General features: G+C 69.7%; 24 protein-coding genes. 13 read left to right on the top strand and 11 right to left on the bottom strand.

Going from position 1 to position 26543, the window contains the following annotated elements:
• Position 1: 1 nt before the first annotated feature.
• From egtB to VKA86_16165, 3 genes are all read right to left on the bottom strand, one after another.
• Positions 2–1288, bottom strand: a complete 1287-nt coding sequence (gene egtB, locus VKA86_16175) for an ergothioneine biosynthesis protein EgtB (GenBank protein HKK72744.1) — start codon at positions 1286–1288, stop codon at positions 2–4.
• 96 nt (positions 1289–1384) lie between these two features.
• Entirely contained in the window at positions 1385–3667 is a 2283-nt protein-coding gene (locus VKA86_16170) for a tetratricopeptide repeat protein (protein HKK72743.1), read from the bottom strand.
• A gap of 75 nt (positions 3668–3742) precedes the next feature.
• Positions 3743–5437: a cation:proton antiporter gene (locus VKA86_16165; protein HKK72742.1), complete on the bottom strand. Its 1695-nt coding sequence runs from the start codon at positions 5435–5437 to the stop codon at positions 3743–3745.
• A 152-nt stretch (positions 5438–5589) separates the two neighbouring features.
• On the opposite strand from VKA86_16165, the gene VKA86_16160 reads away from it, so the two are divergent.
• From VKA86_16160 to VKA86_16150, 3 genes are read left to right on the top strand one after another with little or no spacing between them, the layout of a single operon-like run.
• Entirely contained in the window at positions 5590–7305 is a 1716-nt protein-coding gene (locus tag VKA86_16160) for a cryptochrome/photolyase family protein (protein HKK72741.1), read from the top strand.
• Positions 7302–8249 (top strand): SelL-related redox protein, encoded by a 948-nt coding sequence (locus VKA86_16155; protein ID HKK72740.1) that lies wholly within the window; start codon positions 7302–7304, stop codon positions 8247–8249. Before VKA86_16160 ends, VKA86_16155 begins: the two co-directional genes overlap by 4 nt.
• Entirely contained in the window at positions 8225–8689 is a 465-nt protein-coding gene (locus VKA86_16150; GenBank protein HKK72739.1) for a hypothetical protein, read from the top strand. Before VKA86_16155 ends, VKA86_16150 begins: the two co-directional genes overlap by 25 nt.
• A 6-nt stretch (positions 8690–8695) precedes the next feature.
• On the opposite strand, the gene VKA86_16145 is transcribed toward VKA86_16150, so the two are convergent.
• A complete protein-coding gene (locus VKA86_16145) occupies positions 8696–9307 on the bottom strand; it encodes a MarC family protein (GenBank protein HKK72738.1) in 612 nt (203 codons plus the stop codon).
• 254 nt (positions 9308–9561) lie between these two features.
• On the opposite strand from VKA86_16145, the gene VKA86_16140 reads away from it, so the two are divergent.
• From VKA86_16140 to proC, 8 genes are all read left to right on the top strand, one after another.
• Positions 9562–10347, top strand: coding sequence for a TrkA C-terminal domain-containing protein (locus tag VKA86_16140; GenBank protein ID HKK72737.1), 786 nt, complete (start codon positions 9562–9564; stop codon positions 10345–10347).
• A gap of 191 nt (positions 10348–10538) precedes the next feature.
• Positions 10539–11177 carry a hypothetical protein gene (locus VKA86_16135; protein HKK72736.1) on the top strand — a complete coding sequence of 213 codons (639 nt, stop codon included), beginning with the start codon at positions 10539–10541 and terminating at the stop codon, positions 11175–11177.
• Between the two features lie 147 nt (positions 11178–11324).
• Complete coding sequence (locus tag VKA86_16130; GenBank protein HKK72735.1) at positions 11325–11519, top strand: hypothetical protein; 195 nt, start codon at positions 11325–11327, stop codon at positions 11517–11519.
• Positions 11520–11539: 20 nt separating this feature from the next.
• Positions 11540–11680, top strand: coding sequence for a hypothetical protein (locus tag VKA86_16125; GenBank protein ID HKK72734.1), 141 nt, complete (start codon positions 11540–11542; stop codon positions 11678–11680).
• Positions 11681–11834: 154 nt separating this feature from the next.
• Complete coding sequence (locus tag VKA86_16120; GenBank protein ID HKK72733.1) at positions 11835–15596, top strand: two-component regulator propeller domain-containing protein; 3762 nt, start codon at positions 11835–11837, stop codon at positions 15594–15596.
• 30 nt (positions 15597–15626) lie between these two features.
• Complete coding sequence (locus VKA86_16115) at positions 15627–16289, top strand: putative nucleotidyltransferase substrate binding domain-containing protein (protein HKK72732.1); 663 nt, start codon at positions 15627–15629, stop codon at positions 16287–16289.
• Positions 16286–16636 (top strand): 3'-5' exonuclease, encoded by a 351-nt coding sequence (locus VKA86_16110; GenBank protein HKK72731.1) that lies wholly within the window; start codon positions 16286–16288, stop codon positions 16634–16636. Before VKA86_16115 ends, VKA86_16110 begins: the two co-directional genes overlap by 4 nt.
• A 75-nt stretch (positions 16637–16711) precedes the next feature.
• Entirely contained in the window at positions 16712–17509 is a 798-nt protein-coding gene (gene proC, locus VKA86_16105) for a pyrroline-5-carboxylate reductase (protein ID HKK72730.1), read from the top strand.
• Positions 17510–17524: 15 nt separating this feature from the next.
• Here proC and hisD read toward each other — a convergent pair whose 3' ends face one another.
• The 7 genes from hisD to hisG are packed head-to-tail and all read right to left on the bottom strand — an operon-like array spanning position 17525 to position 24668.
• Entirely contained in the window at positions 17525–18811 is a 1287-nt protein-coding gene (hisD, locus tag VKA86_16100; GenBank protein ID HKK72729.1) for a histidinol dehydrogenase, read from the bottom strand.
• Positions 18812–18815: 4 nt separating this feature from the next.
• Positions 18816–20123 (bottom strand): phosphoribosyl-ATP diphosphatase, encoded by a 1308-nt coding sequence (hisE, locus tag VKA86_16095; protein ID HKK72728.1) that lies wholly within the window; start codon positions 20121–20123, stop codon positions 18816–18818.
• Entirely contained in the window at positions 20120–20875 is a 756-nt protein-coding gene (hisF, locus tag VKA86_16090; GenBank protein ID HKK72727.1) for an imidazole glycerol phosphate synthase subunit HisF, read from the bottom strand. Before hisF ends, hisE begins: the two co-directional genes overlap by 4 nt.
• A complete protein-coding gene (hisH, locus tag VKA86_16085; protein ID HKK72726.1) occupies positions 20876–21499 on the bottom strand; it encodes an imidazole glycerol phosphate synthase subunit HisH in 624 nt (207 codons plus the stop codon).
• A complete protein-coding gene (gene hisB, locus VKA86_16080) occupies positions 21496–22083 on the bottom strand; it encodes an imidazoleglycerol-phosphate dehydratase HisB (GenBank protein HKK72725.1) in 588 nt (195 codons plus the stop codon). Before hisB ends, hisH begins: the two co-directional genes overlap by 4 nt.
• Positions 22080–23798: an aminotransferase class I/II-fold pyridoxal phosphate-dependent enzyme gene (locus VKA86_16075; protein HKK72724.1), complete on the bottom strand. Its 1719-nt coding sequence runs from the start codon at positions 23796–23798 to the stop codon at positions 22080–22082. The genes hisB and VKA86_16075 overlap by 4 nt, the downstream gene beginning before the upstream one ends.
• 9 nt (positions 23799–23807) lie before the next feature.
• Positions 23808–24668, bottom strand: coding sequence for an ATP phosphoribosyltransferase (gene hisG, locus VKA86_16070; protein ID HKK72723.1), 861 nt, complete (start codon positions 24666–24668; stop codon positions 23808–23810).
• 387 nt (positions 24669–25055) lie between these two features.
• Here hisG and VKA86_16065 point away from each other — a divergent pair, with 387 nt between their 5' ends.
• Both VKA86_16065 and VKA86_16060 read left to right on the top strand, forming a co-directional pair.
• Positions 25056–26105 carry a zinc-binding dehydrogenase gene (locus VKA86_16065; protein ID HKK72722.1) on the top strand — a complete coding sequence of 350 codons (1050 nt, stop codon included), beginning with the start codon at positions 25056–25058 and terminating at the stop codon, positions 26103–26105.
• A 20-nt stretch (positions 26106–26125) separates the two neighbouring features.
• Positions 26126–26543, top strand: a 418-nt coding sequence (locus VKA86_16060; protein ID HKK72721.1) for an SDR family NAD(P)-dependent oxidoreductase, incomplete at its 3' end; no start/stop codon positions are given.

Here is a 26543-nt window from a genome sequence, read left to right as displayed (position 1 = left end):
GTCAGACGTCGCGGACGAGACGCACGCCGCCGAAGTGCCAGCGTGTCCACGGATGGAAGAAATTGCGGTAGGTCGCCCGCACATGGTCCTTCGGGGTCGCCCAGCATCCGCCCCGCAGGACGAACTGGTTGGCCATGAACTTGCCGTTGTACTCGCCCACGGCGCCCGCCGGAGCCCGGAAGCCCGGGTAGGGCGAGTAGTGGCTCTGCGTCCACTCCCACACGTCGCCGAACATCTGGACGGGACGGTTCTCCGAGTCGGCAGAATCGCCCGTGTAGGCGCGCGGATGCCACCGGCCGTCGTCGGCGAAGTTGCCTTCCACGGGCAGATCGTGCGCGATGTTCTCCCACTCGTCCTCGGTCGGCAGGCGGTAGCCGGTCCACCGGGCGAAGGCGTCGGCCTCGTAGTACGAGAGATGCGTCGCGGGCTCGTCGAGTCGCAGGGGCTCGAGACCGTGCAGCGTGAACTGCATCCACCGGCCGTCCCGGCGTTCCCAGTACATGGGCGCCGACCAGGGGTCGTGGTTCTGCATGTGGTCCCAGGCGTCGGCCAGCCACAGTGTGGGCTCGAGATAGCCGCCGTCCTCGACGAACTCCAGCAGTTCGCGGTTGGTCACCGGTCGCGACGCGATCTCGACGTCTTCGACCCAGGCCCGGTGGCGGGGGAATTCGTTGTCGTAGCCGAAGCCCCTTCCGTCGTGGCCGATCTCGACCAGACCGCCGTCGACGCGGTGCCAGTGAAGAGGAGCCGGAGTGCTGGGATCGGGCGCGCGCTCGGGACGGTAGCGCGGATCGAGCGGATTGCTGCCGAGCACGTGCTTGATGTCCATGAGCATCAGTTCCTGGTGCTGCTGCTCGTGGTGCAGGCCCAGTTCCACCAGCGACAGCGCGCGCTCGCCCAGCGACTCGGGATCGCGGTGCAGGATCCCGGCGAGCTGCGATTCCACGTGCTCGCGGTACTCGAGCACCTCGCGCAGTCTCGGCCGCGTGAGCAGGCCACGATCGGGCCGCGGGTGCCGGTCGCCCACCTGCTGGTAGTAGGAGTTGAAGATCTCGCGGAAGCGAGGATGGAACGGCCGGTGCTCCGGCCGCGGCTCCAGCACGAAGGTCTCGAAGAACCACGTGGTGTGGCCCAGGTGCCACTTCGTCGGACTGACGTCGGCCATCGACTGGACCTGCATGTCCTCGGGCTCGAGCGGCGCGATCAGGGCCAGGGTGGCCGCGCGCACGGCTTCGAAGCGACGGGCGAGCGTGGACGGGTCGACGGGAGCGAGCGCGGGTTCGTTCATGGCAAGGCTCTCCGGATCCGGAGACTTCGGGGGCGGCTCGCACCCGACGGTAGGGGCGTGCGGATCCCCCGACAAGAGGGGATGCCCCCGACGGGGTCAGGATCCCTGGCGCAGGGCCTCGAGTTCGGAGCGTGCGCGGCGGGCCAGACGGTAGTCGTCGTCGGCGTCCTTCCAGGTCACCAATGCACGCTCGTACGCGGTGATCGCCTCGTCCACGCGCCCCGCCTCGGCGAGCACCCGTCCCCGCTGGTGCAGGGCGCGAGGATCGCTGGGGTCGACCTCGAGGGCACGCTCGATCGCTCCGAGCGCGTCGTCGATCCGGCCCGACCGCAGCAGCGCGCGCGAGCGGTGGACGTCCACGCTCCCGGCCGATGGGTCCAGGGCGTGCGCACGATCACAGGCGGCGAGCGCCGCCTCGGGGTCGCCGGACAGCAGGCGCTCCCGGGCGCGCAGGAGCTCGATGATCGGCTGGAGGCTCCCCACGCCCGTCGCGTCGACCGCTCGCTGGAGGGCATCGATGGCTGTACCGGCCGCCGCGGTGTCCTCGACCGCGAGGGCGACCTGGGCGTCGCCCAGCGCGATGAAGCCCGAGAACGGTTCCGTGAGGGCCGCCCGGAGTTCGTCGAGCCGTGCACGGGCCGCGTCGGGGCGGCCGTCGAGGGCGAACAGGTACATCCGCGTCGAGGTGCGGACGGCGAGCTGGCCGGCCGGGAAGACGTCGCGGGCCAGCTCCTCCCAGCGCGCGAACTCCGCGAGGGCGGCGTCGATCCTGCCCTGGCGATGGCGCAGCGTGACGAGTTCGTCGATCGCCTCGAAGCGGTCCTGCATCGTGCCGGCTCCATCGGCCAGGTCCGCGTAGACCGACGCCGCCTTCCCGAGGTCGCCCTGACGCGTCGCCAGATCGGCCAGGGACATGCGGGCGTCGACGTGCGTGGGGTCGAGCAGCGTGGCCCGCTCGAGAGTGGCGCTCGCCGCCGCGAGATCGCCGCGGTCCTTCTGCACGTCGGCCAGGGCCAGCACCGGGGCGACCTCGTTCGGCAACAGCTCGGCCCAGCGCCGCGCAGCGTCGGCGGCGGTGTCGAGTTCCCCGACGCTGCTGGCGACGTTCACCATCCACTCGAGCACCTCGACGTCTCCCGGGACGAGTTCGAGGGCGTCGCGCAACGACGCCAGGGCCTGCTCGGCGTCTCCGGTCACGCGCTGGTTCTGCGCCAGGAGCTTGCGGGGCATGGGGTCGTCCGGGTGCAGACGTGCCCACATCTCGAGCACGGCCATCGTCTTCTCGACGTCGCTGCGGGCACCGTGGTAGGTCGCGCGCACCAGGAATTCCGTGCGCTCGGTCAAGCGGTAGGAGTGCTGCATCGCGGCCTCGATCGCCGGCAGGGCCGCCCCCATGCGCCCGAGCACGACGTTCACGCTGTACTCCGACAGGTGCGCCATGGCGAAGGTGGGGTCGATCTCGGTGGCGCGGGCCAGGAACGCGGCCGCCGCCTCGAAGTCCGACTCCAGATGGAAGGCCACGGCGCCCTTCGCGCTGGCCCGGAGCGCCTCCGGTGACTCGGTCATGAGATCGGTCACCGGACGGTCCTCGAATTCGACCTCGGGGACCTCGAGACCGCGGTGGATCCAGACGCTCGCGCGGTCGGCCAGTTCGAACACGTCGGCACCCGTGAGCATGGTCGCGGCGACCGATCGGCCGTCGTCGGTGGACACGAGTTCGATCTCGAGCTCGAAGCCGACCTCGGCGGGCTGCAGCGACGACATGAGGAACACGTCGGCCCCGCGCTGCCGTGCCGCCTCGTGGACCAGGGCGCGCGGCATGCGGCTGGCGTCCTCCAGTCCGGCGCGCTGGGCGCGCTGGTTCTCGAGCCACGGGGAGCGCAGCTCGAGGAAGGGATTCTGCATGAGATCGATCTCGAGCAGCTGCTCGAACTCCACGGCCGACCAGCGGTCGTCGCCGCTGAGATCCTCCACCCGTGGAATGGCGAGCATGACGGTGCGGCGAAAGGCCTCGCGCGGCACCTCGCGCTCGACCGTCTCTCCCTCCTCGGTCTCGACGACCACGGTCTCGGTCACGCGTCCGAGATCGCGTCCGTGGAAGCCGACGACGAGCACGACCACGGCCAGCGCGGCGTTGATGCCGACCGTCCCGAGCGCGACCTTCGACCAGCGTTGACGCCCCGGAGCGCCCTTGTTCCAGGCGATCGCGACCACCGACGGCAGCAGGACGAGGTAGGCGACGACGAAGAGTTCGACCCAGTAGGGCGACAGCGCGTAGCGCTGCTCGACGAAGTCGATGACCTGGGCTCCGCCCCACAGACCGACGACGTAGCCGATCAGCGTCTGCGGAATCCGGCGGCGGCGGATTTCGTCGATCATGCAGAGGACCCGGGCGCGAGAGGGGAGACTGAACAGGAGTCTGACACGACCCCGTGCCGGCGGCAAGTGCCTCGCCTAGTCGTCGTCGATCGTGACGTTCAGGTCCTCGAAGGTCTCGTGACGCAAGACCTGGCACACGTGAGCGGGTGTCCTCGCGTTGAAGAGCTGGTTCTGCAGGTTGTGGTCGAAGCCGATCGTGCGTGCCAGGGTGGCGAGCACTTCGAGGTGGCGGTCGCGCATCGAATGAGGGGTGGCCAAGAGGACCATGCAGTGCACGGGCCGGCCGTCGGGCGTGTCGAAGTGGAGCCCCTCGTGGCTGATCCCGATCACCCCGGCGATGGCGTCGCCCTCGGGGAGCTCGCCGTGGGGGATCGCCAGACCCTCGCCCACACAGGTCGAGATCTGGTTCTCGCGTTCGAGCACCGAGTGCAGCAGCGAGTCACGGTCGATGTGCACGTTGTGCGTGCGCACGAGGAGCTCGGTCAACTGTGTGATCGCTTCTTCCTTGGTCTGGCCGCGGAGAGTCGTCGTCACGTGTTCTTCGTGGACGAAGTCGATCAGCCGGCGGCGATCGCGTCCGGCGTCGCCGGATCGCTCCAGGGCCCAGCGCGCGAGCACCGGACCGACGATCTCGTTGAGCGTGACCACGGTCAGTCCCACGGCCAGCAGAAGGTCGCGGACCGGCTCCAGGGCGGCGTCCTCCTGGGCCACCAGCACCAGCCCCACGGCCACTCCCGCCTGCGGCACGAGGGCGAAGCCCAGGAACTGGCGGACCTCCCGGGGTGCCCGTGCGAAGCGCATGGCCACCGTCGCCGCGCCCCACTTGCCGGCGATCCGGGCCACGAACACCGTGAACGCCAGCAGTCCGCCCTGCGCGGCCACGCCCAGGTCGAGTTCCATGCCGGCCAGCGTGAAGAAGGCGGCGTAGATCGCGACCTCGAAGTTGTCGAAGACGGCGTGGCCGATGTCCTCCTTCTCGGGCGCGATGTTCGCCAGCGCCACGCCGAGCACCAGGCAGCTCAGCAGCGACGAGATCCCGAACAGATCGGCGACGCCGGACACCAGCAGGATCGCGGCGAAGCTGTAGGTGGTGAGCAGGTCGCTCCGGACGACCGAGCGCGTCAGGAGGTTGAGCACGAACGCGGCCCCACCCCCCAGTAGGATCGCCAGCGCCAGTTGCTGGACCGGCGCGATCAGGATCTTCGCCAGGCCGTGACCGCTCGAGGGATCGAGATCGGCGGCCACGGCGAGGTGGGCGAGCTCGAAGGCGCTGATGCAGGCCAGGTTGTTCAGCGCCACGGCAGCGACCAGCGTCTTCACGAACACACCCTGGGCGCGTTCCTCCTTCACGATGGCGAGCACCGTGGCCGGAGCCGTCGAGATGGCCAGAGCGGCGAGCAGCACGCCGAGGTGCCAGCGCACGTCGGGCAGGAGGATCACCGCGAAGAACACCGCCGCCGGCGTGATCACGGCCTCGGCGACGAGCAGGGCGAAGAGGCGCCGGCGCGCGTTGTGCAGCCGCGGCAGGTGCAGGTGCGATCCCACGGCCACCGCGATGATCGCGAGCGCGAAGTTGGTCACGGGCGCGAGTTCGTGGACCGTGTGCCGGTCGAACAGGCCGAGCACCGACGGACCGATCAACACGCCGACGAGGATCTGCCCGGTGACGGCGGGCAGACGCACCCGGCGCGCGAGGCTGCCGACGAGGACGCCGGCCACCACGACGACGGCGAGGACGAGGAGAGGGCTCGGGGTGACTTCGGTCGGCACGGTCGTCCATCGCGGGGCCGGGACCGGAGGGGTCCCGCGGCGCGCCGGCGCAGTCTAGCGGCTCGGCCCGGAGGGCACCAGAGCCGAGACGAGCATCCGGGCCGACGATTCCGGCGAAGACGAACAGGACCCCCGACCCGGGACCGCAGCCCGTGAGTTCTTTCCGCGAACAGCTCGCGTCGATCGCACCCGATCCGCGCGGTCGGCGTTGGCTCTTCGTGAACGAGGACCAGTTGAGCGATCGCATCGGACCGCTCTCGCGCGACGAACCGTCCACGCTCGGGGTGGTCCTGGTCGAGAGCCATTGGAAGGCGCGCCGACGCCCGTACCACCGGCAGCGTCTGCTGACGGTGTGGGCGAACCAGAGGCACTTCGCGCTGGAGCAGGCGGAACGCGGGGTGGCCGTACGCCATGTCGAGTCCGATCGGCCCTACGCCGCGACCCTCGGGTCGCTGGTGGAAGATCTCGGTCGTCTGACCTTGATGGAGCCCGCCGAGCGCGAACTGCGCGCCGACGTACAGCCGCTGGTCGATGCCGGTGCGTTGGAAGTGGTCGAGCACGAGGGCTGGTTGAGCTCGCCCGAGGACTTCCGCGACGCCGTGGGCGCGACTCCGCCGTGGCGAATGGATCGGTTCTACCGCTACCTGCGCCGGAAGACCGGGATCCTGATGCAGGACGGCGGGCCCGTGGGAGAGAAGTACAGCCACGATGCCGAGAACCGGTTGCCGTGGAAGGGGGATCCCCCCGCGCCCGATCCTCCGACCTTTTCCGACGACGTGGTCAAGGACGAACTCGCGGTGTGGATCGACCGCGAGTTCGGCGACCACCCCGGCGACCTCGATCCCGATGCCGTGCCGGCGACCGCCGCCGACGCGCGGCACGCATGGGAGTGGGCACGCCGGAACGCACTGCCCGTGTTCGGTCCCTACGAGGACGCGATGAGCACGCGCAGTTCGACCCTCTTCCACACGCGATCGAGCACCCTGATGAACCTGCATCGGCTGCTCCCACGTGAGGTGCTCGACGACGTCGTCGCTCTGGACCTGCCCTTGGCCAGTCAGGAGGGCTTCGTCCGACAGGTCCTCGGCTGGCGCGAGTTCGTGCGCCACGTCCACCGTGAGACCGATGGCTTCCGTACCCTGCCGTCGGGCGAGCCCGGCGTCGCGACGCGTCCGGGCGACGGAGGATGGTCGGTGTGGTCGGGTGCCGACTGGCCCGGGCCCGACGCCGACACCGGGCCCGACGCCGACACCGTGCCCGACGGAGGTGCGCGGCCCGATCTCTTCGGAGTGGGCGAGGGGGCATTCGCCCCGGCGTACTGGGGCGTCCAGTCGGGCCTGGCCTGCCTCGACCACGTGGTGGACGACGTCTGGCGCGAGGGATGGAGCCACCACATCACCCGGTTGATGGTCCTGGGCAATCTGGCGACGCTTCTCGATTTCGATCCCCGTGCGCTCACCGATTGGTTCTGGGTCGCCTACACCGATGCCTGGGACTGGGTGGTCGAGCCGAACGTGCTGGGGATGGCCACGTACGCGGTCGGCGGTCTGATGACGACCAAGCCCTACGTGAGCGGTACGCCGTACATCCATCGGATGAGCGACTACTGCGCGGGGTGCGCCTTCGACCCGAAGAAGGATTGTCCGATCAGCAATCTGTACTGGGCCTTCCTCGACCGGCACCGTGCGCACTTCGAAGGCAACCACCGCATGGCCATGCCCCTGCGCTCGGCCGCGAAACGTGAACCCGACAAGCGCGCGGAGGACGCGCGTGTGTTCGGGTTCGTGCGCTCGCGCCTGCTCGACGGAGTGGCCGTCACCCCGGACGACCTGCGTGCCGTCCGTCGCCGAGAGGACGTGGAACGATGAACGCACCACTCTGGATGCGCCGATGGCTGCAGGCGGCGGCGATCTACAACGTGATCTGGGGCGCTTGGGTCGTGTCGTGGCCGGGCCACTACTTCGAACTGGTGGGCATGGACGCGCCACGTTACCCGGAGTTGTGGCAGTGCGTGGGCATGATCGTCGGTGTGTACGGTCTGGGCTATTGGGCCGCGTCGCGTGATCCCCTGCGTCACTGGCCGATCGTGCTCGTGGGGCTGTTGGGCAAGATCCTCGGCCCGATCGGGTTCCTGCAGGCCATCGTGAAGGGTTCGCTGCCGGTGTCCTTCGGCGCGACGTTGCTCACCAACGACTTCGTGTGGTGGATCCCCTTCGCCATCATCCTCTGGCGGGCCTTCGAACGGTCCGGCCGTCCGGACCCCGACCCCAGCGTCCGGGAACTCGATGCACGGGCCGCGCTGCGAACGGTCCGGACTTCGCACGGCAGGACGCTCGAGCAACATTCCCACGATGCGCCGCACCTGGTCGTGTTCCTTCGGCACTTCGGCTGCACCTTCTGCCGCGAGGCCCTGGCCGACCTGGCGCGCGAGCGGGCGACGATCGAGGGCCGTGGAACTCGTCTGGTGCTCGTGCACATGGCTCCGGACCGCGACGCGGTCTCGTACCTCGCCGCCCACGGGCTGGACGACGCCGCGCAGGTGAGCGATCCGTCGGCCACGCTCTACCGTGCCTTCCGTCTGCGACGCGGCACCTTCCGGCAACTCTTCGGTCTGCGGTCGTGGACCCGCGGGTTCGTTGCCGGCCTGGTTCGCGGTCACGGAGTGGGCCGTCTCGTCGGCGACGGCTTCCAGTTGCCGGGCGTGTTCCTGATCGACGGCGGTGAGATCGTGCGGGAGTTCCGCCATCGCGAGGCGAGCGAAGTCCCCGACTACGAGGATCTGGCGACGTGTCCGATACCGCTGTCGCGCTGAGCGCCACCCAGGTGCTGCTCCTGCACCTCACGGTGACCGTGTTCCTGTGCGGTCTGATCTGGGTCGTCCAGGTGGTGCACTACCCGCTCTTCGACCGCGTGGAACGAGGGGCCTTCGCCGCCTTCGAGGCGGCGCACCAGCGCCGGATCTCCCGGGTCGTCATGCCGGCCATGGTGATCGAGGCAACGACGGCGGGGTGGTGGCTGCTCGCGACCTGGCGTGCGGGCGAGCCCCTGCTGTGGACGGCGATCAACGGAGGGCTCGTGGTCGTGATCTGGGCCAGCACGGCGTGGCTGCAGGTTCCCCAGCACGCGCGCCTGTCGCGGGGCTTCGATCCCGTTGCCCATCGACGCCTGGTCGGGAGCAACTGGTTGCGGACGGCGGTGTGGTCCGGTCGAACCGTCCTGCTGCTCGCGCTCGTCTGGCGTGAGACGCTCTGAATCGGTTCAGCGGGCGGTCCACCAACCGTTCAGGCCGGTCAGGATCATTTCCACGGCGAACGTGCCCACCACCAGCGCGGTGATGCGCCCCGTCGCCTCGATGTAGCGTTCCACCAGGGGCTCGTTGCGCGGCCGGACCCAGTCGTGCAGACGCTTCAGCGCGAGCACCACCAGCGTGCTCATCATGACCACGACCACGATCACGAGCGGGGCCATGATCGGGCCCAGGTTCTCGCCGGCAAGGACGCTCGCGCCGATCGTTCCGGGCCCGATCATCACCGGCATGGCGATGGCCCCCGCCACGTGGGCGCCCTCGCCGCGCAGGCCGGGGATGGCCTCGTTGCCCTCGAAGACGAAGCGGAGCCCGATGATCAGGAAGACCACGCCGCCGAACACCTGGAACGAGGCGAAGCGCGCCTGCAACAGATCCCGGAAGATCACGTCTCCGACCAGGGCGAAGACCACGAAGACCGCGGTGCTGATCACCGTGGCCCGGAACATGATCCGGTCGAAGAGCTGCGCGGGAACCTTCTCGAAGAGGTCGATCAGGTAGACGACCAGGAGGAATGGGTTCAGCAGCATGAACAGCAGCAGGGCCGGCTTGAGCGTCTCGACCATGAGGTTCCCCCGGCACGGGCTCCGGAGCGCGAAGGGGTTCGCGCCCGATGCGCACACCGAAGGGCGCACCGGTCCGGCGCGCAAGAGTGGACGAGTGATCCCCAGGTCGTGTCGACACGAGCGCCCCGACACGACAGCCGTCGGTCCGAACCCGGGTGGGCCTCGGCGTGCTGCACCGGTCGTTCCCCGATGGTCACCCTTCTGGGTCCACCCCACCCTGGAGCAGGATCCGGAATCGTCCTGCGAGGTGCTCCGTGCTCGGTCTTCTCGGTGTTGCTGCGCTCTTGATCGTTCTCGGGATCTCCCTGCTCATCACCCGGGTGGCGGCGACCGCGCTCAGCATGACCGGTCTGTCGCACCAGGCCGCGCGCTTCCAGGCCCGCAGTGCCTTCACCGGCACGGGGTTCACGACCGGCGAGGCCGAGAGTGTCGTCGAACACCCGGTGCGGCGACGCGTGATCATGTGGCTCATGATCGTACGCAGTGCCGGCCTGATCTCGATCATTCTGTCGCTGATCCTGTCCTTCGTGGGCAGCGGCGGTACGAGCGATCGTCTCGATCGTCTGCTCTGGATGATCGGTGGGGTGGTCGTGTTGTGGGCGCTGGCCAACTCGAAGTGGCTCGATCGGTACCTGCAGCGATGGGTCCGAAAGGCCCTGACCCGCTGGTCCGACCTCGACACCCGCGACTACGAGGAACTGCTCGCCCTGTCATCGGGCTACGCCGTGACCGAGTTCCAGGTCGAGGACGACGCCTGGGTCGCGGGGCAGACCCTCGAGGAGTGCCAGCTCTCGGAAGAGGGGATCCTGGTGCTCGGTGTCCAGCGCAACGACGGACGTTACGTCGGCGCCCCGCGCCGTGACACGAGGATCAACGGCGGGAACGTGTTGATCCTCTACGGTCGCGAGGAACAACTCGAGGACCTTCAGCAACGTCGCCACAACGCCGAGGGCGAGGAATCACACCGGCGAGCGGTCCACGAGCAGCGACGTCAGCAGGCCGCGGAGCACCAGCAGGACGTCGAATCCCACGAGGGTTGAGGTCCGGGTGGGGGCGCTCCCCGCCTGCATCCGAGCCCACCCCGGGGCCCGGACTCGTGATCGACGGATGGGCACCGGACCTCGGTCCCCGCAGATTGAGACGGTATCCTCCGGCGGTCCCCGCTCGACGAGCGATGCCACGTGGAGTGCGGGAAGCGCCGACAGACAGCGAGAAACGAAGGGAGACCCCCATGAGAGCGATCACGACGATCGTTTCCACGTTCCTGATCGGCGCATTCCTCGCCGTCCCGGCCGCCGCCGAGGAGAACCCCTACGCGATGGCCGACAACGCCTGGATCAGCATCAGCGGCGAAGTCCAGTCGGTGGATCCCGACGAGTTCGTGCTGGACTACGGCGATGGCAGTGTGATCGTCGAGATGGACGACGGTGACCGCGACGCCGATGCCTACAAGCTCATGACGGGTGACGACGTGACCGTGTCCGGCCTCGTCGACGACGACTTCTTCGAGACCACCACGATCGAGGCCAGCAGCGTCTACGTCGACAAGCTCGGGACCTACTTCTACGCCAGCGCCGTGGACGAGGAGGACGACTTCGTCACTGTCCACACGCCGGTGATCATGTCCGAGACCATCGTCCAGGGCACGGTGAAGGAAGTGGACGACGAGGAGTTCGTCGTCGACACCGGGTTCGACGAGCTGACCGTCGAGGTCGAGGAGATGGCCTACAACCCGCTCGACGATCAGGGCTACCAGAAGGTCGAGGCCGGAGACGTGGTGAGCGTGACCGGCGACATGGACACGGACTTCTTCGAAGGTCGGGAGCTGGTCGCCGACACCGTGACGGTTCTCACGAACGGTACGTCGTAGGCGCCCGCCGAACGCCTTCCATGAGTCGTACGTACCGTTCCGGGGCCGGAAGAGACCTCTTCCGGCCCCTCGATCGTTCCGAGGCTGTGACCTGTGCACTCCACTGATGACATTGGACCAGTCCGCACCGGGACCCGAGGACCTGCCATGAACAGACGAGAGGCCGTGCAGGCCTACTGGAAGAGCAATCGCCGGCTCATCGCCGTGTTGTTGGTGATCTGGTTCGTCGTCTTGGTGTACGCCCTCGTGATGGACCGTCTCGACCGCAAGTACGGCGTGGGCGACGACGAGGGAGGCCGGCGTCGAGTGTCGAGGCCTGGACCTACCTGCTCGTCGGACTGACCTTCGCCGTTGTCGGCGGGATGAAGGGGATCACCTGGACCCAGGTGGCGCAGTACTTCGTGTTGATCATCGCTGGTTACTTCGGGATCGATCCGCCCGGGTGCGTGGCCCAGGTCGTGGCCTTCGCCTTCGGTCTGGCCGCCGCCGGCGGCGACCACTGAGCAGAGCGTCGACGGACGACGGGGAATCACGGGGAAGCACGGTCGCGGTTCCGGGAGCGTGCTTCCCCTTGTTCCTCAAGGCCTCGGCCGGAGTGGCCGATACCGGGGCGACAGACGCGTCCCCATCGCCACCATCCGTCGGAACCTGGATCCCATGCGCGCATGCCCCACGCTCTACCTGATCCTCGTCCTCGCCGTTCTCGGACTGGTGGTGATGGACTCCCCGGCGGAGATCCGGGTCTCCGACATCGAGTTCCACCAGCTGGACATCCGTGACGGGCTCTCACAGAACACGATCACCTGCATGATGCAGGACCGTGTGGGGTACCTGTGGCTCGGCACGCAGAACGGTCTGAACCGCTACGACGGGATCCGTTTCGACCACTTCATGCACGACAACGCCGATACGACGGGACTGACCAACGGGTACGTGCTGTCGTTGGCGGAGGATCTCGACGGGTCGATCTGGGTGGGGACCTTCCACGGCCTCTCGCACTTCGATCCGCGGACCGAGACCTTCAATTCCTACGTCGGGGGCGTGAACGCCGCGTTGCGGGGGAATCGGATCCGGGCGGTCGCCATCGGCTCCGACGGCCGACTCTGGATCGGGACGGAAACGGGCGGACTGCACTGGAAGGAACCGGGCGAACACAGGATCCGGGCCTTCGAGGGCACCGGCGAGCTCGAGCCTCTCGGCGACCAGGGTGCGGTCTATGCGCTCCTGGCCGCGCGCGACGGCGGGATCTGGATCGGAGCCCACGGCGGCGTCTTCGAGTGGCCGGCCGGAGCCGACGCGCCCCGGAGGGTCGAGATCGACGAAGACATCGACGTTCGCTCGTTGTACGAGGGTCACGACGGCGAGGTGTTCGTCGGAACCGCGGGTCACGGGATCTACACGATCGATCCGGCCACGCACGCGATCGAGCGGACCGAGTTGCCGAGGACCGCCATCGTCGAGAGCGAGGTCCAGGGTATCAGTGCCTTCGTGGAAGACAGGCTCGGCCGCCTGTGGATCGGCACGAGTCAGGGCCTGCGTATCCTCGACGACGAGGGCAACCTGCGCACGGTGCGCTACCGATTGGCTCCGGGCAGCCTGCCGGGCGATCAGATCACCTCGCTGATGATCGATCACTCCGGTGTGGTCTGGGTCGGACTGCAGACCGAGGGCGTCGCACGTCACGTCCCCACCGAGCGGGGATTCCAGACCTATCGCTTCTACGCGGACGACCCCACCCACCAGGGTGTGAACGTGATCCGTGCCATCCATCGCACCGAAGACGGTCGTGTCTGGATGGGAACCGAGGGGGGCGGCCTGATCTCGCTCGACCGGCGGACCGGTTCGGTCGAACAGTTCCTTCCCACGTCCGATGGTGGCGAACGCCTCGAGGCCGCCAGCGTACGCGCCGTGGAAGAGGACACGGACGGCTTCCTGTGGCTGTCGGTGGTCGGCTTCGGCCTCAGCCGCTTCGATCCCGCGACCGGGACCTTCGATCACTTCCCGGCCGATCCGGACGCCGAGCAGGGCCTCGGGCACACCGGCCTTCGCTCGATCGAAGTCGGCGAGCCCGGCACGGTGTGGGTGACCACCTACGGCGGAGGGCTCTACCGTCTCGACGTGGCCACCCGGCGCTACGAGAGCTTCCGGCACGACCCCGACGACCCGGCCACGATCGGGAGTGACCTCCTCTACTCGATCCACCGTGCTCAGGACGGAGCCCTGTGGGTCGGCGGCGACGGACTGAACCGTATCGATCCGGAGACGCGGGTCGTGGAACGCGTGCGCCCGGTGGGCGAGGACGGCACGACCTTCGACGGCCACATCATCCTGTCGATCCACGAGGATCGACGTGGCGATCTCTGGTTGGGCAGCAATGGTGGCTTGTACCACTTCCACCCCGACGATGGCCGTTTCGTGCGCTACACCGAGGACGATGGCCTGGCGGACAACGTCGTCTACGCGGCCCTGGAAGACGTCTCCGGGCACTTCTGGATGTCGACGAATCGTGGGATCACGCGCATGGATCCGCAGAACGATGTCTTCCAGAACTACGACGTCCGTCACGGGCTGCAGAGCGACGAGTTCAACGGGATGTCGTACTTCCGCGGAGACGACGGCGAGATGTTCTTCGGCGGGATCGCGGGTCTGAACGTGTTTCGGCCGGCCGACATGCGACGGGACTCCTTCGCGCCCCCCGTCGTCCTCACCCGTCTGTCCCTCGATCACCAGATCGTCGAGCCCGGTGAGGTCGTCCACGATCGCCGGATCCTCGAGCAGACGGTCGGGCACACGGAGCGGATCACCATCGACCATCAGACGCACGTCATCGATCTGGGGTTCGCCGGTCTGCACTACGCCCAACCCGAGCGGAACCGCTACCGTTACCGTCTCCTGGGATTGAAGGACGACTGGGCCGAAGCCGGGACACGGCGTCACGCGACGTTCATGAATCTGCCGTCGGGCACCTACACCTTCGAGGTGCAGGCCGCGAACCACGACGGGGTCTGGAATCCGCGGGGGGACCGGCTCGAGATCGTGGTGGTGCCACCCTTCTGGCTCACCTGGTGGTTCCGGATCACGGTGGTGCTCGGAACTGCCATTCTGATCGCCGGCGGCGTGTGGTGGCGCATCCACGCGATCAAGGTGAAGAATCGGGAACTCGAGGCGGCGGTCGACGAACGCACGCTGGATCTGCAGTACGAGATCGAGGAACGCCGGGCGACGCAACGCGAACTCGTGAAGGCGAAGGATGCCGCCGAGACGGCGAATCGTTCGAAGAGCCAGTTCCTGGCGAACATGAGCCACGAGATCCGGACGCCCATGAACGGCATCCTGGGCATGACGCAACTGCTGCTGGACTCGGATCTCGACGACGAGCAGCGTGACTTCACCGAGACCGTGTACGAGAGCGCCGACACCCTGCTGACGGTGATCAACGACATTCTCGATTTCTCGAAGATCGAAGCCGGGCGACTCGAGGTCGAGCACGTTCCCTTCGACCTGGGCCGCACGATCGACGGAATCCAGAGCCTGCTCGAGATGAAGGCCGAGGACAAGGGCCTCGAGTTCCGCTGCCGCGTCGATGGAGACGTGCCGCGGCGTTTGATCGGTGATCCCCTGCGTCTGCGACAGATCTTGCTGAACCTGTTGAGCAACGCGATCAAGTTCACCGAACGCGGTGGAGTGCGCCTCGAGACGAGACTGGGACACGTCGACCGTGAGGGATGTCGACTGCGCTTCGAGATCATCGACACGGGAATCGGAATCCCGTCGGAGAAGCTGGTGGGACTCTTCGACGCATTCTCCCAGGTGGACGCGTCGACCACGCGGCGCTTCGGCGGGACAGGGCTCGGACTCGCGATCTCGCAGGAACTCGCCCGGATCATGGGTGGAGGGATCGATGTCGACAGCGAGGAGGGGCGTGGCTCGACCTTCGTGCTCGAGCTCGGGTTCGCCCTCGTCGCCGACGAGACGCCCGTCGCCGACGACGGCGACGACGACTCCGACGCAGCGGGGGCCGCGGGGAGCTGCGTGCTGCTCGCCGAGGACAACCCCGTGAACCGCCGGATCGCCGCGCGGATCCTCGAACGTGGAGACGTCCGGGTGATCGAAGCCCAGGACGGCGAGGAGGCCCTGCACCTATTGGGTCGGGAGTCGATCGACCTCGTACTCATGGACCTCCAGATGCCCCGCGTCGACGGTTTCGAGGCGACCCAGAGGATCCGCGCCGGCGACTGCGGAGCCGATCGCGCCGACATCCCGATCGTCGCGCTCACCGCCCACGCCATGCAGGGCGACCGGGACAAGTGCATCGCCGCGGGCATGGACGACTACGTGACCAAGCCGATCCGCCGTCAGGAGCTGATCGAGACCATCGACCGGAACCTGCGCCGGTCCGCCGAGCGTACGCACGTCTGAGTCGCGGTATCGACGTTTCGGGCCCCGTCGGTGCAGCGGGTAGACTCACCGGTACCCCTGCCGGCAGAGGCCTTCCACCACCTGCCGGTGGAACGCGAGGGCGAGGTCGGGGGACTGGTCACGCACAGTGATCCGTTGCGGCACCACGTGAACAGTCCCGCCTTCGTCCTCCGCCGTGTCCTGCGCGACGCGGAAGCCGAGCTCGGCGCGCCGCCCTGTCGCTACGCCTGGCTGCTGGTGTTCGGGTCGGAGGGGCGCCGGGAGCAGCTCCTCGTGACCGACCAGGACAACGCTCTGGTCTTCGAGACCGACACGCCCGAGTGCCGCGAGTACTTCGAGGGCCTCGACCTGAAGGCGACCGGCGTGATGCCGATCTTCGGACTGGCGCGCGTGTACGGTCTGGAGTCGGGCTCGCGGGAGCGATCGACTCTCGAGCGTCTGGCCGCGGCTCGCGACAAGGGAACGTTGTCGCACGAGGGTGCCGATCTGCTCGCCGAGGGCTTCCGCTCCCTGCTGCAACTGCGTCTGCGACGGCAGCTCGAGGCGGTGCGCCGGGGCGACGTGCCGGACGACCGGGTGCGCATGGAGGAGCTCCAACGCGTCGACGCGCGGCACCTGAAGGAGACGCTGCTCGAGATCCGGTCCATGCAGCAGGCCTTGGCCCAGCGTCACCGCGTGGAGTTGCTGGGTTGATCCGCTGGTTCACCCGCCGCCGTCGGCGTTCCTGGACCGAAGAGGTCCTGTGGGCTCTCGATCTCGAGGCGAGCGGTCTCGACGTCCGCCACGACGTGATCCTCTCGGTGGGAATGGTTCCCGTTCGGGAGGGTCGGGTACACTACGGCGAGCGCTGGTACAGTCTGGTCCGGCCACCGGTGGACCGTGAACCCTCGGTCGAGGCGCTGCGCGTCCACCACATCCTGCCAGAGGAGGCACGCGACGCCCCGGCGTTGGACGAGGTCCTCGACGGCGTCCTGCGTCGACTCGCGGATCACGTCGTCCTGGTCCACCACGCCCGACTCGACGCGAGGAGCCTGCCCTGAGCGGCCCTGAAACGACCGGCTTGCGATCGGCGGGCGCGCATTGCACTCTCGTGCGCCCCCATCGGAGGTCGAACCGTGAACGTGAGCATCCTCGGCGCCGGCAACATCGGTGGCGCGATCGCCCGTGGTCTCCTGGCGGCCCGTCCCGACGAGATCGGCCTCACGCTGACGCGTCGTGACCCGGGCGCGCTCGCGGAATTCGATGGGGCCGAGGTGACGGTGAGCGACGACAACGCGATGGCCGTGGCCGGTGCCGACGTCGTCTTCCTGTGCGTGCAACCCGCGCAGGTCCGGGACCTGATCGACGCGATCCGGCCCGCCCTGGCATCTCGGCGACCCGTGCTGGCGTCGGTGGTGACCAACGTCACGCTCGACGAACTGGCGGAGTGGACGGCCGTCGACGGGCTGCCCCTGTTCCGCGTGATGCCGAACACCGCGGTCGCCGTGCGCGAGTCGATGACCTGCGTGTCGAGCCGCGGTGCGAGCGACGATCAGGTCGCCGCCGTGGTCGGCCTCATGGAGAGCGTGGGTCGAGTGATGGTGATCCGCGACGACCTGATGAACGCTGCGACCGCCCTGTGTGCCTGTGGCATCGCCTTCGCCATGCGCTTCATCCGCGCGACGTCGCAGGGCGGCACCGAGATCGGCTTCCACGCCGACGAGGCCATGGCCATGGCGGCGCAGACGATCAAGGGAGCGGCGACGCTGGTCACGGAACTCGATCAGCACCCCGAGAGCGCGATCGACCGGGTGACCACGCCCATGGGGTGCACGATCGCCGGGCTGAACGAGATGGAGTACGAGGGCTTCTCGTCGGCGGCGATCCGCGGGATCCGCCGCTCGCACGAGTCGGCCTCACAGCTCGAGCACTGAGGTCCGGCCGCGCTCCTAGCCGCGTCCGAGGCCGCGCCGCCGCAGCGTGGCCGCCCGCTCGTGGGCGGCCAGTCCCTCCATGCGGGCGAGCGCAGCGGAGTCCGCGGCCACCCGGTCGACGTCGGCCCCGTCGTCGGCCTGCATGAAGGTGTTCACCTTCACGAAGTCGTAGACGTTCAGGCCGCCCTTGGCGCGGGCGCTGCCGCCGGTGGGCAGCACGTGGTTCGGGCCGGCCCCGTAGTCGCCCAGGACCTCCGCGGCGTCGTCGCCCAGGAAGAGTCCGCCGTAGTTCTTCAGGCGTTCCAGGGCGGTCTCCGTTCCCGCGGCCATCCACTGCAGGTGCTCGGGGGCGATCACGTCGCACAGTTCCAGGGCATCGTCCGCGTCGGTGGCGCGGACGGCGTAGCCGTTCTCAAGGGCGGCCGTGGCGATCTCGGCGGTGGGCAGGTCGGCGAGCTGCGTCTCGATCTCGGTCTCGATCGACTCGATCACGCCGTCGTCGAGGGCGATCAGCGCGGGGACGGCCATGACGTCGTGCTCGGCCTGACCGAGCAGGTCGGCAGCGGCGCGGGCGGGATCGGTCGAGGCGTCGGCGACCACCAGCAGCTCGCTCGGACCGGCCAGCGAGTCGATCCGCACGCGTCCGGCCACCAGCTGCTTGCCGGCGGTGACCCAGGCGTTGCCCGGGCCGACGATCACGTCGCAGGCGGGGACGGTCTCGGTGCCGAAGGCCATGGCCGCGATCGCGTGGGCGCCGCCGATCGCCAGCAGGCCGTCGGCCCCGGCGACGTGCGCGGCGGCCAGGGTCACCGGCTGTGGGTTCGGCGAGCACACCAGCACGTGCGGCACGCCGGCCGCGCGCGCGGTGACGGCGGTCATCATCACCGTCGACGGCAGCGGGAAGCGACCGCCGGGGGCGTAACAGCCGGCCGTTGCCACGGGGATCACGCGGTGGCCCATGCGCATGCCGTGGGCGTGGACCTCGACGTCGCGCAGGGCCTCGCGCTGCCAGCGCGCGAAGTCGTCGATGCGCTCGGCGGTGCGGCGCAGCACGCCCTGCGCCTCGTCGTCGAGGGCGTCGAAGGCCGACTCCAACTCGGCCGCGGTGTGGATCATGGGTGCGTCCTCGGCCAGGCCGTCGAACTGCGTCGCGTAGCGGCGCAGCACGACCTCGCCCCCGGCGCGGACCTTGGTCACGATCTCACGGGCCTGCTCCAGGATCTCGGCCGGCACGGGATCGCGCGGCGTGCGGCGGAGGTCGGCGGCGTCGACGCGGCGGAGGACGTGGCTGGCGGTGGTCATGGTGTCACTCTCCCGTGGAGTCGGATTCGCGGCGTTCGCGGAGGGCGTCCATCGCGCCCGGTTTCGCGTCACCCTTGCGGCGCTTCACCGCCCACTCGCGGCGGTCGAGCGCGCGGCCGACGTCGGCGTGGTCGGCCCCGGCGCGCGCGAGCGCCACGTGGGTGAAATAGGTCAGGTCGGCGGCTTCGGCGATCACGTGGTCGCGGTCGCGGGCCTCGGCCAGCTCGCGGGCCTCTTCCTCGAGTTTGGCCGCCAACAGGTCGGGGTCGTCGAACAGGCGACGCGTGTAGCTGCCGGTGGGGGCGTTCTCCAGCCGGGCCCTCAGCCGGCGTCCCAGGCGGGGTACGCCGTGGTCCTCGCCCCAGCAGGTGCGGGTCTCGCGGTGGCAGAAGCCGACGCCGCTCTGCCGCACGGTGAAGCGCAGCGCGTCGCGGTCGCAGTCGAGGTCGATGCGCAGCAGCTCCTGCACGTTGCCGCTGGTCTTGCCCTTTTCCCACAGACCGCGGCGGCGTGAGTGGTAGGTGCCGGTCAGGGTGTCCAGTGCGTGGCGCACGCTCTCGAGGTCGCTGTGGACCAGGCCGAGCGCGACGCCGCTCTCGTCGCAGACCACGGTGGGCCACGGGCCCTCGGGGTCCTTGGCCAGCAGGGGTGCGAGGAAACCGTCGGCCAGCGGGATCGCCCCGGTGTACAGGGCCATGCCGATCTGCACGTCGATGCCCAGGGCGTCGAGTTCGGCGATCTCGTCGAGGCGGGCCACGCCGCCGGCCACGGTCAGGTGGCAGTCGCCGGCGGCGTCGCGCAGACGGCGGGCGAAGTCGAGGTCGAGCCCTTCCATGCGGCCCTCGCGTTCGACGAAGGTCACGAGGAAGTGCCCCACGTGGTCGCGCAACTCTTCCATGCGCTCGACCACGCCGGTGCCGGTGCTCTTCGTCCAGCCCTCGACGACCACGTCGCCGTGGACGGCGTCGAGGGCGGCGCAGGTGCGTTCGCGTGGCAGCTCGCGCAGGATCTCGGGACGGGCGGCCGTGCCCAGGATCACCTGCCGGGCTCCTCGGTCGAGCCAGTGCAGGGCCGTGTCGACGTCGCGGATGCCCCCGCCCACGCGGCAGCGGGTGGTGCGCAGCAGGGGCTCGATGGTGGCGGCGTTGGAGCCCTTGCCCATGGCCGCGTCGAGATCGATCACCGCGATCTCGCCGACCGCACCGAAGCGGCGGGCCAGCGGCGCCGGGTCGCCGGCGTCGAGCTTCTTCTCCTTGCCGCCCACCAGCTGGACGGCGTGTCCGTTCTGCAGGTCGATCGACGGGACGATCATCGGCGGACCTCCACTCCCAGGCCGGCGAGCTCTTCCTTGATCGAGGCCACGGTGGTGTCGCCGTCGTGGAAGATCGACGCGGCCAGCACGGCGTCGGCGCCGGCGGTGACGGCCTCGGCCATGTGCTTCGCACTGTCGGCACCGCCCGATGCGATCACCGGGACGTTGACCGCGCTGCGCACGGCGCGCAGCAGGTCGAGGTCGTAGCCCTCGCGCGTGCCGTCGCGGTCCCAGCTGGTGAGCAGGATCTCGCCGGCGCCCATCGCCTCGCCCTGCGCCGCCCACTCCACCGCGTCGAGCGGGGCCTTGCTCGTGCCCGAGTGCGTGCGCACGACCCAGCGGCCGTCGTTCTCGCGGCTGGCGTCGATGGCGAGCACCACGCACTGCACCCCGAAGCGGTCGGCCAGGTCGCCCAACAGCTCGGGGCGCGCCACCGCCGCGCTGTTCACGCTCACTTTGTCGGCGCCGCTGCGCAGCAACTGGCGGGCGTCGTCGACCTCGCGCACGCCGCCGCCGGCGGTGATCGGAATGCTGATCCCCCGGCGCACGTCGCGGATGGTCGGGTTCTGGTTGGCGCGGCCCTCGACCGTGGCGCTCACGTCGAGGATGCAGATCTCGTCGGCGGTCTGCTCTTCGTACGCCACCGCCTGCTCGGCCGGGTCGCCGGCGTCGCGCAGGTTCTGGAACTTCACACCCTTCACCACGCGGCCGTCGCGGACGTCCAGGCAGGGGATGATGCGCAGGGTCAGCATTCAGAGCGCCTCCCGGGTGCGGACGATCCAGCTGCGCAGCAGGTCGAGTCCCCACGTGCCGCTGAGTTCGGGGTGGAACTGGCACGCCAGGATCCCGTCGCGCGCGGCGGCGGCGACGAAGGATCCGTCGTAGTCGCAGGTGGCCACGCTCCAGCCTTCTCCGTTCAGTGCTTCGATCGCGTCGCCGTCGACGCGGTAACTGTTGGCGAAGTAGGCGTGTCCGTCCTCGATCCAGTCGGCGCCGGTCGGTGCGTGGACCCGGTTCCAGCCCATGTGGGGGACGCGGACGTCGCCCGAGAAGCGGCCGACCACGGTCGGCAGGGCGCCCAGACCTTCGGTTCCCTCGCCTTCTTCGCTCTTCGTGCACAGCAGCTGCAGGCCGATGCACACGGCCAGCGTGGGCCAGCCGGCGCGGAGACGCTCGCGCAGCGGCTCCACCAGCGACTGTTCCCGCAGCTGACGCATGGCGGCCTCGAAGGCGCCCACGCCGGGCAGCAGCACGCGGTCGGCGGCGAGCACGTCGTCGGGCTCGGTCACCGGCACCGGGTCGAGGTCGATGCGGCGCAGCGCGGCGTCGACCGAGCGCGTGTTCGCGCTGCCGGTGTCGATCACGGCGATCTTCACGCGAGGACTTCCTTGGTACTGGGCACCTCGGTGCCGTCCACGCGCACGGCCTGCCGCAGGGCCAGCGCCGTGGCCTTGAACGCGGCCTCGATGCGGTGGTGGTCGTTGCGGCCCTTCAGCACGTCCACGTGCAGGGTGAAGCGACCGCGGATCGCGAGCGACTCGAGGAAGTGCGTGAGGTTCTCGGTGGCGACGTCGCCCAGGCCCTCGCGCGTGAAGCCGATGTCCACGCTGGCGTGCGGGCGGCCGCTGAGGTCGACCACAGACCGTGCGAGTGCTTCGTCGAGGGGAGCGTAGGCGTGGCCGAAGCGCCCGATGCCGCGCTTGTCGCCCAGTGCGCGCTCGATCGCCTCGCCCAGGGCCAGGGCGCAGTCCTCGGCGGTGTGGTGGTCGTCGATCTCGAGGTCGCCCTCGCAGGCCAGCGACAGGTCGAAGTGCGCGTGCTTGACCAGGGCGTGGATCATGTGGTCGAGGAAGCCCAGACCGGTGTCGACGTCGGCCCGGCCCACGCCGTCGAGGTCGAGCGTGAGGTCGATCCGCGTCTCCGCGGTCTCGCGTTGCACGGTCACGGTCCGTTGGCTCATGGCAGCATCTCCTGCAGATCGGCCAGGCGATCGAGAACGGTGAAGGCGCCGGCGTCGTCGAGCGACGCGAGCGACACGGCGTCGCGGCGGCTCGGCGCGCCGATGCCGATCGGCAGCACCGAGGCCGCGCGCGCGGCGACCAGGTCGTCGGGCGTGTCGCCGACCATCCAGGCCGTCCGCACGCCCAGCTGCGACAGGGCGAGTTCGACGGGTTCGGGATCGGGCTTGCCGCGGGCGACGTCGTCGACGGTGACCACGGCGTCGAAGAGATCGAGCAGCTCGAAGCGTTCGAGGAAGCGGATCGCGTCGCGCCGCGGACGTCCGGTGACGATGGCCAGCGGCATGCGCGCGCGCAGCGCCTCGAGAACGTTTCGTTCGACGAGCAGGGTCTCCTTCTCGTGCAAGCCCGGCTGGCCGTCGGTGCCCTGGTAGTGGCGCTCGAAGCGCGCGACGACCTCGTCGTAGTCGACCGCGATGCCGGCCTCGGTCAGCAGGCGCTGGGTCACGCGCCAGTCGTTGTTCGCGTTTCCGGCGGCCTTCATCTGCGCGATGCGCTCGCGGTCCATCTCGACGTCGAACTCGGCGAGCGTGGCGCGGATGGCCTCGCGGTAGCTCTCGCCCTCGTCGGCGATCACGCCGTCCATGTCGAGCAGCAGGGCCCCGGGGCGCAGCAGCGAACCGAGGGCGCGGTCGAAGCGGGCGAAGGCGCGTCGATCGGCCGGACACCCCAGGCGCACGTAGCCGTCGAGTTCGGGGTGGCCGGGCCAGGTGCGGATCTTGATCCCCATGCACTGCAGGCCGCGGTCCACGCGGGCCGGGTCGTCGGCGCCGGCCAGCACGAAGTTGGCCTGCGAGGGCAGTGGGCGCAGGCCGAGTTCGTCAGCGCGCCGGGTGAGGGCCTCGCGTTCGTCGCGCACGGACGCGACGGTCGACTCCATGGCCCCGCGGGCGTTCTCCAGGGCCGCGCGCGCGACCTCGACGGCGATCTGCGACACGGCGTAGGGCGGTCCCGCCGCGCGCAGGGGCGCGATGCGTTCGGCCGCGCCCAGGGCGAAGCCCACGCGCAGGCCGGCCAGGCTCCAGGCCTTGGACATGGTGCGCAGCACGACCACGTTTGGCAGTTCCAGCGCGCGCCGGGTGAGGTCCTCGTCGGCGAACTCGGCGTAGGCGTGGTCGAGGACCACGAGCACGTCGGGGTGCGCGGTCGCCACGCGCTCGAGTGCGTCGAAGCTCGCCACGGCCCCGGTCGGATTGTTCGGACTCACCATGGCCACCATGCGCGTGCCGCCGTCGATGGTGTCGAGCACCGCATCGACCGGCCAGGCTCCCTCGGGCCACGGCACCCGGACCACGCGGCCCCCGGCGAGCGTGGCGTAGCGCTCGAACATCTCGAAGCTCGGCGAGGGCAGGACCAGCGTTCCGCCGCCCGACAGCGCCACCCGGCACAGGCGGTCGATCGCGTCGTCGGCGCCCGCGGTCATGAGCAGGGATTCGGGCTCGACGCCGAAGTACGCGGCGAAGGCCCGTTCCGTGTCCGCCCCGTCGGGGTAGCGGCGCAGGACGTCGCCGCCGGCGCCGCGCACCGCATCGAGGATCGCGCGCGCCGGTGGCGGGCCCTCGTTCGCGTCCAGACGGAGGTCGACGTGGGCCGGGATGGTCGGCCGCACGTAGGGCCGGCTCACGTCGACGTGGGTCTGAGAGGTCGCTCGGTCCATCGTCACACCTCAGGGAACGATCTGCGCGAGACCGCTGACCACGATGTCGGTCCCTCCGCGCGCCTTGATCACGGGGATCAGCTCGGCCAGTCCCTTGCGGGGCACGGCCGCCTTCACGGCGAAGCCCGCCTCGTGATGCAGGCGCGACACCGTGGGCTCGCGCATGCACGGCAGCACGTCGATCACGGCGTCGAAGTCGTCGTTGCTCACGTTCAGTTCGATCATCACACGCTGGCGCGCCTCGATCACCGAGGTCAGCAGCAGGACGAGGTCCTCGACCATGGCCCGCCGCGAGGGGTCGTCCATGACCTTCGGGTGCGCGTACATCCGCGTGGACGAGGTCATGATCTCGTCGACGATGGCCAGGCCGTTGGCCCGCAGGGTCGACCCCGTCGCGGTGTTGTCGACGATCACGTCGGCGTCCTCGGGCGGGAAGACCTCGGTGGCGCCGTAGCTGCGGACGAAGCTGGCGTCGAGTTCGGCGCGCGCGATCCAGTCCTGGGTCAGGCCGGTGTACTCGCTGGCGACCACGAGGTGCTGCCGCGGCAGGACGCCGTCGACGAGCATGGTGGTGGGAGCGGCGGCCACGATACGCACCGGATCGAGGCCCGTGTCGAGCAGCTCGATCAGGTCGAGGCGCTTCTCGATCACCCAGTCCTTGCCCGCGAAGCCGACGTCGCGCGAACCGGCGTGCAACATCTCCACGATGTTCTGCGGCTTGAGCATCTTGGCCTCGAAGCCGGGCAGACTGACGGTGGCGCGGTAGCCCCGGGTCTCGAGTCCGACCCGGATGCCGGCGTCGGCCAGGAGCTTCAGCACGTTGTCCTGCATGCGGCCCTTGGGCAGGCCCAGGCGGATGGTCGCCTCCACGGTTCCCTCCAGGGTTCGGCGGCGTTCGGGCCGCCGGGGTGAGCCGGAACTTCGTCGGGGGCGCTCGGGCGGGCGACACGGGTCACCGAAGCACGAACGCCGGCCCGGGAAGGGGCCGGCGTGTTCGGTTTCGGTGCGCTCGACGGCGGCGGACCAACACCTACGCGACGGACCCCTCCCGGGTGCCGTGATGGTGATGATGGCCGTGATGGTGCCGCGGGAACATCGATCGCTCCGCTCGGGGATTCGGGGCCGGACGGGGGTCCGGCGACCGGATCAGTGAAGCCCCGGCGCGGCGGATTGTCAAATCCGGGATCGTGATCGGACCGATGCCCGGTTCGCCCGCCGGCCTTGCTGGCCCGCGGCCGCCCGCGTAGTCTCGCCCGCATGAAAGCGATCACCATCCGTGAACAGGCCCCGAAGGGGCCGGTTGCGCCGAACGTGTCCGTGGTGGACGACTGGGCCGATCCCGGCCCTCCCGACCGCGGCGAGCTGCTCGTGCGCACCGAGGCCAGCGCCCTGAACCACATGGACCTGTGGGTGGGCAGGGGCATCCCGGGCGTCGAGATCGAGTACCCGCACGTGGGCGGGGTCGACGGCTGCGGGATCGTCGAGGCCGTCGGATCCGACGTCGACGCGGCCTGGGTCGGCCGTCGCGTGGTGCACAACGCGGCCGTCCGTCTCGACCGGCCCGCGCGCCCCGGAACGCCCACCGAGGCCGGCATCGCGCCCGACGTCGAACTCATCGGCGAGCACTCCCACGGCACCCACCGCGCGCGCTACCGGATCCCGGTGGAGAACGCCGTCGACGTGGGCGACGCCGATCCCGTGGCGGCGGCGGCCTACGGCCTGACCGCGCTGACCGCCTATGCGAAGATGTTCACGAAGGGTCGTCTGCGTCCCGGGCAGACCGTCCTGATCACCGGCATCGGCGGCGGCGTCGCCACCGCCGCGCTCGGCCTGGCCGGCTGGATGGGCTGCACGACGATCGTCACCAGCCGCCACCGCTGGAAGCTCGACCGCGCCCTCGAACTGGGCGCCGACCACGGCGTGCTCGACGAGGGCCAGGACTGGTCGCGCGAGGTGCGCGGGCTCACCGCCAAGCGGGGCGTCGACATGGTCGTCGACACCGTGGGCGGGCCGCTGTTGAAGCCCTGCCTGCGCGTGCTCGTCCCCGGCGGTGCCTTCGTCACCGCGGGCGCGACCGCCGGCCCGGTGTCCGAGATCGAGCTCGCCCGCGTGTTCTGGAAGCAGCTACGCGTGCTCGGATCGACCATGGGCAGCAACGACGAGTTCCGCGAGGTCATGGCCCTGTTCCGGGCCGGCCACGTCGCACCCGTCGTCGATCGCGTGTTCCCGCCCGCCGAGGCCCCGGCGGCGTGGGAGCGGCTCGAGGCCGCCGATCAGATGGGCAAGCTGGTGATCGACTGGCGCTGAGCCACCGCGGAAGGCGACGCATGGACATCCGGGGACGGTGGGCGCTGGTGACCGGCGCCAGCAGCGGGATCGGCCGCGACGTCGCGCGTGAACTCGCCGCGCGCGGGGTGCACTGCGTGCTGGTGGCCCGCCGCGAGGAGCGTCTGCGCGAGACGGCGCGCGATCTCACCGAGCACCACGGCGTCGAGGCCGAGATCGAGACGGCCGACCTCGGCGCGCCCGGGGCGGCGGCGGAGCTCTTCGCGCGGCTCACGCAGCGCGGCCGCAGTATCGACCTGCTGGTGAACAACGCGGGCTTCGCCGTGCACGGCGACTTCCTCGGCCAGGACGTCGATCGCGTGAGCGAGATGATCCGCGTGAACGTGATCGCGCTCACCGAACTCACGCACCTCTACGCCACGTCGATGGCCGAACGCGGGGGCGGCTACGTGCTCAACG

The sequence above is a fragment of the Candidatus Krumholzibacteriia bacterium genome (assembly GCA_035268685.1).
In the GTDB taxonomy this organism is placed as follows: Bacteria; Krumholzibacteriota; Krumholzibacteriia; order JAJRXK01; family JAJRXK01; genus JAJRXK01.
The sequence above is the reverse complement of the archived record's forward strand: the minus strand, read 5'-3'. Positions and strand labels throughout refer to the sequence as shown.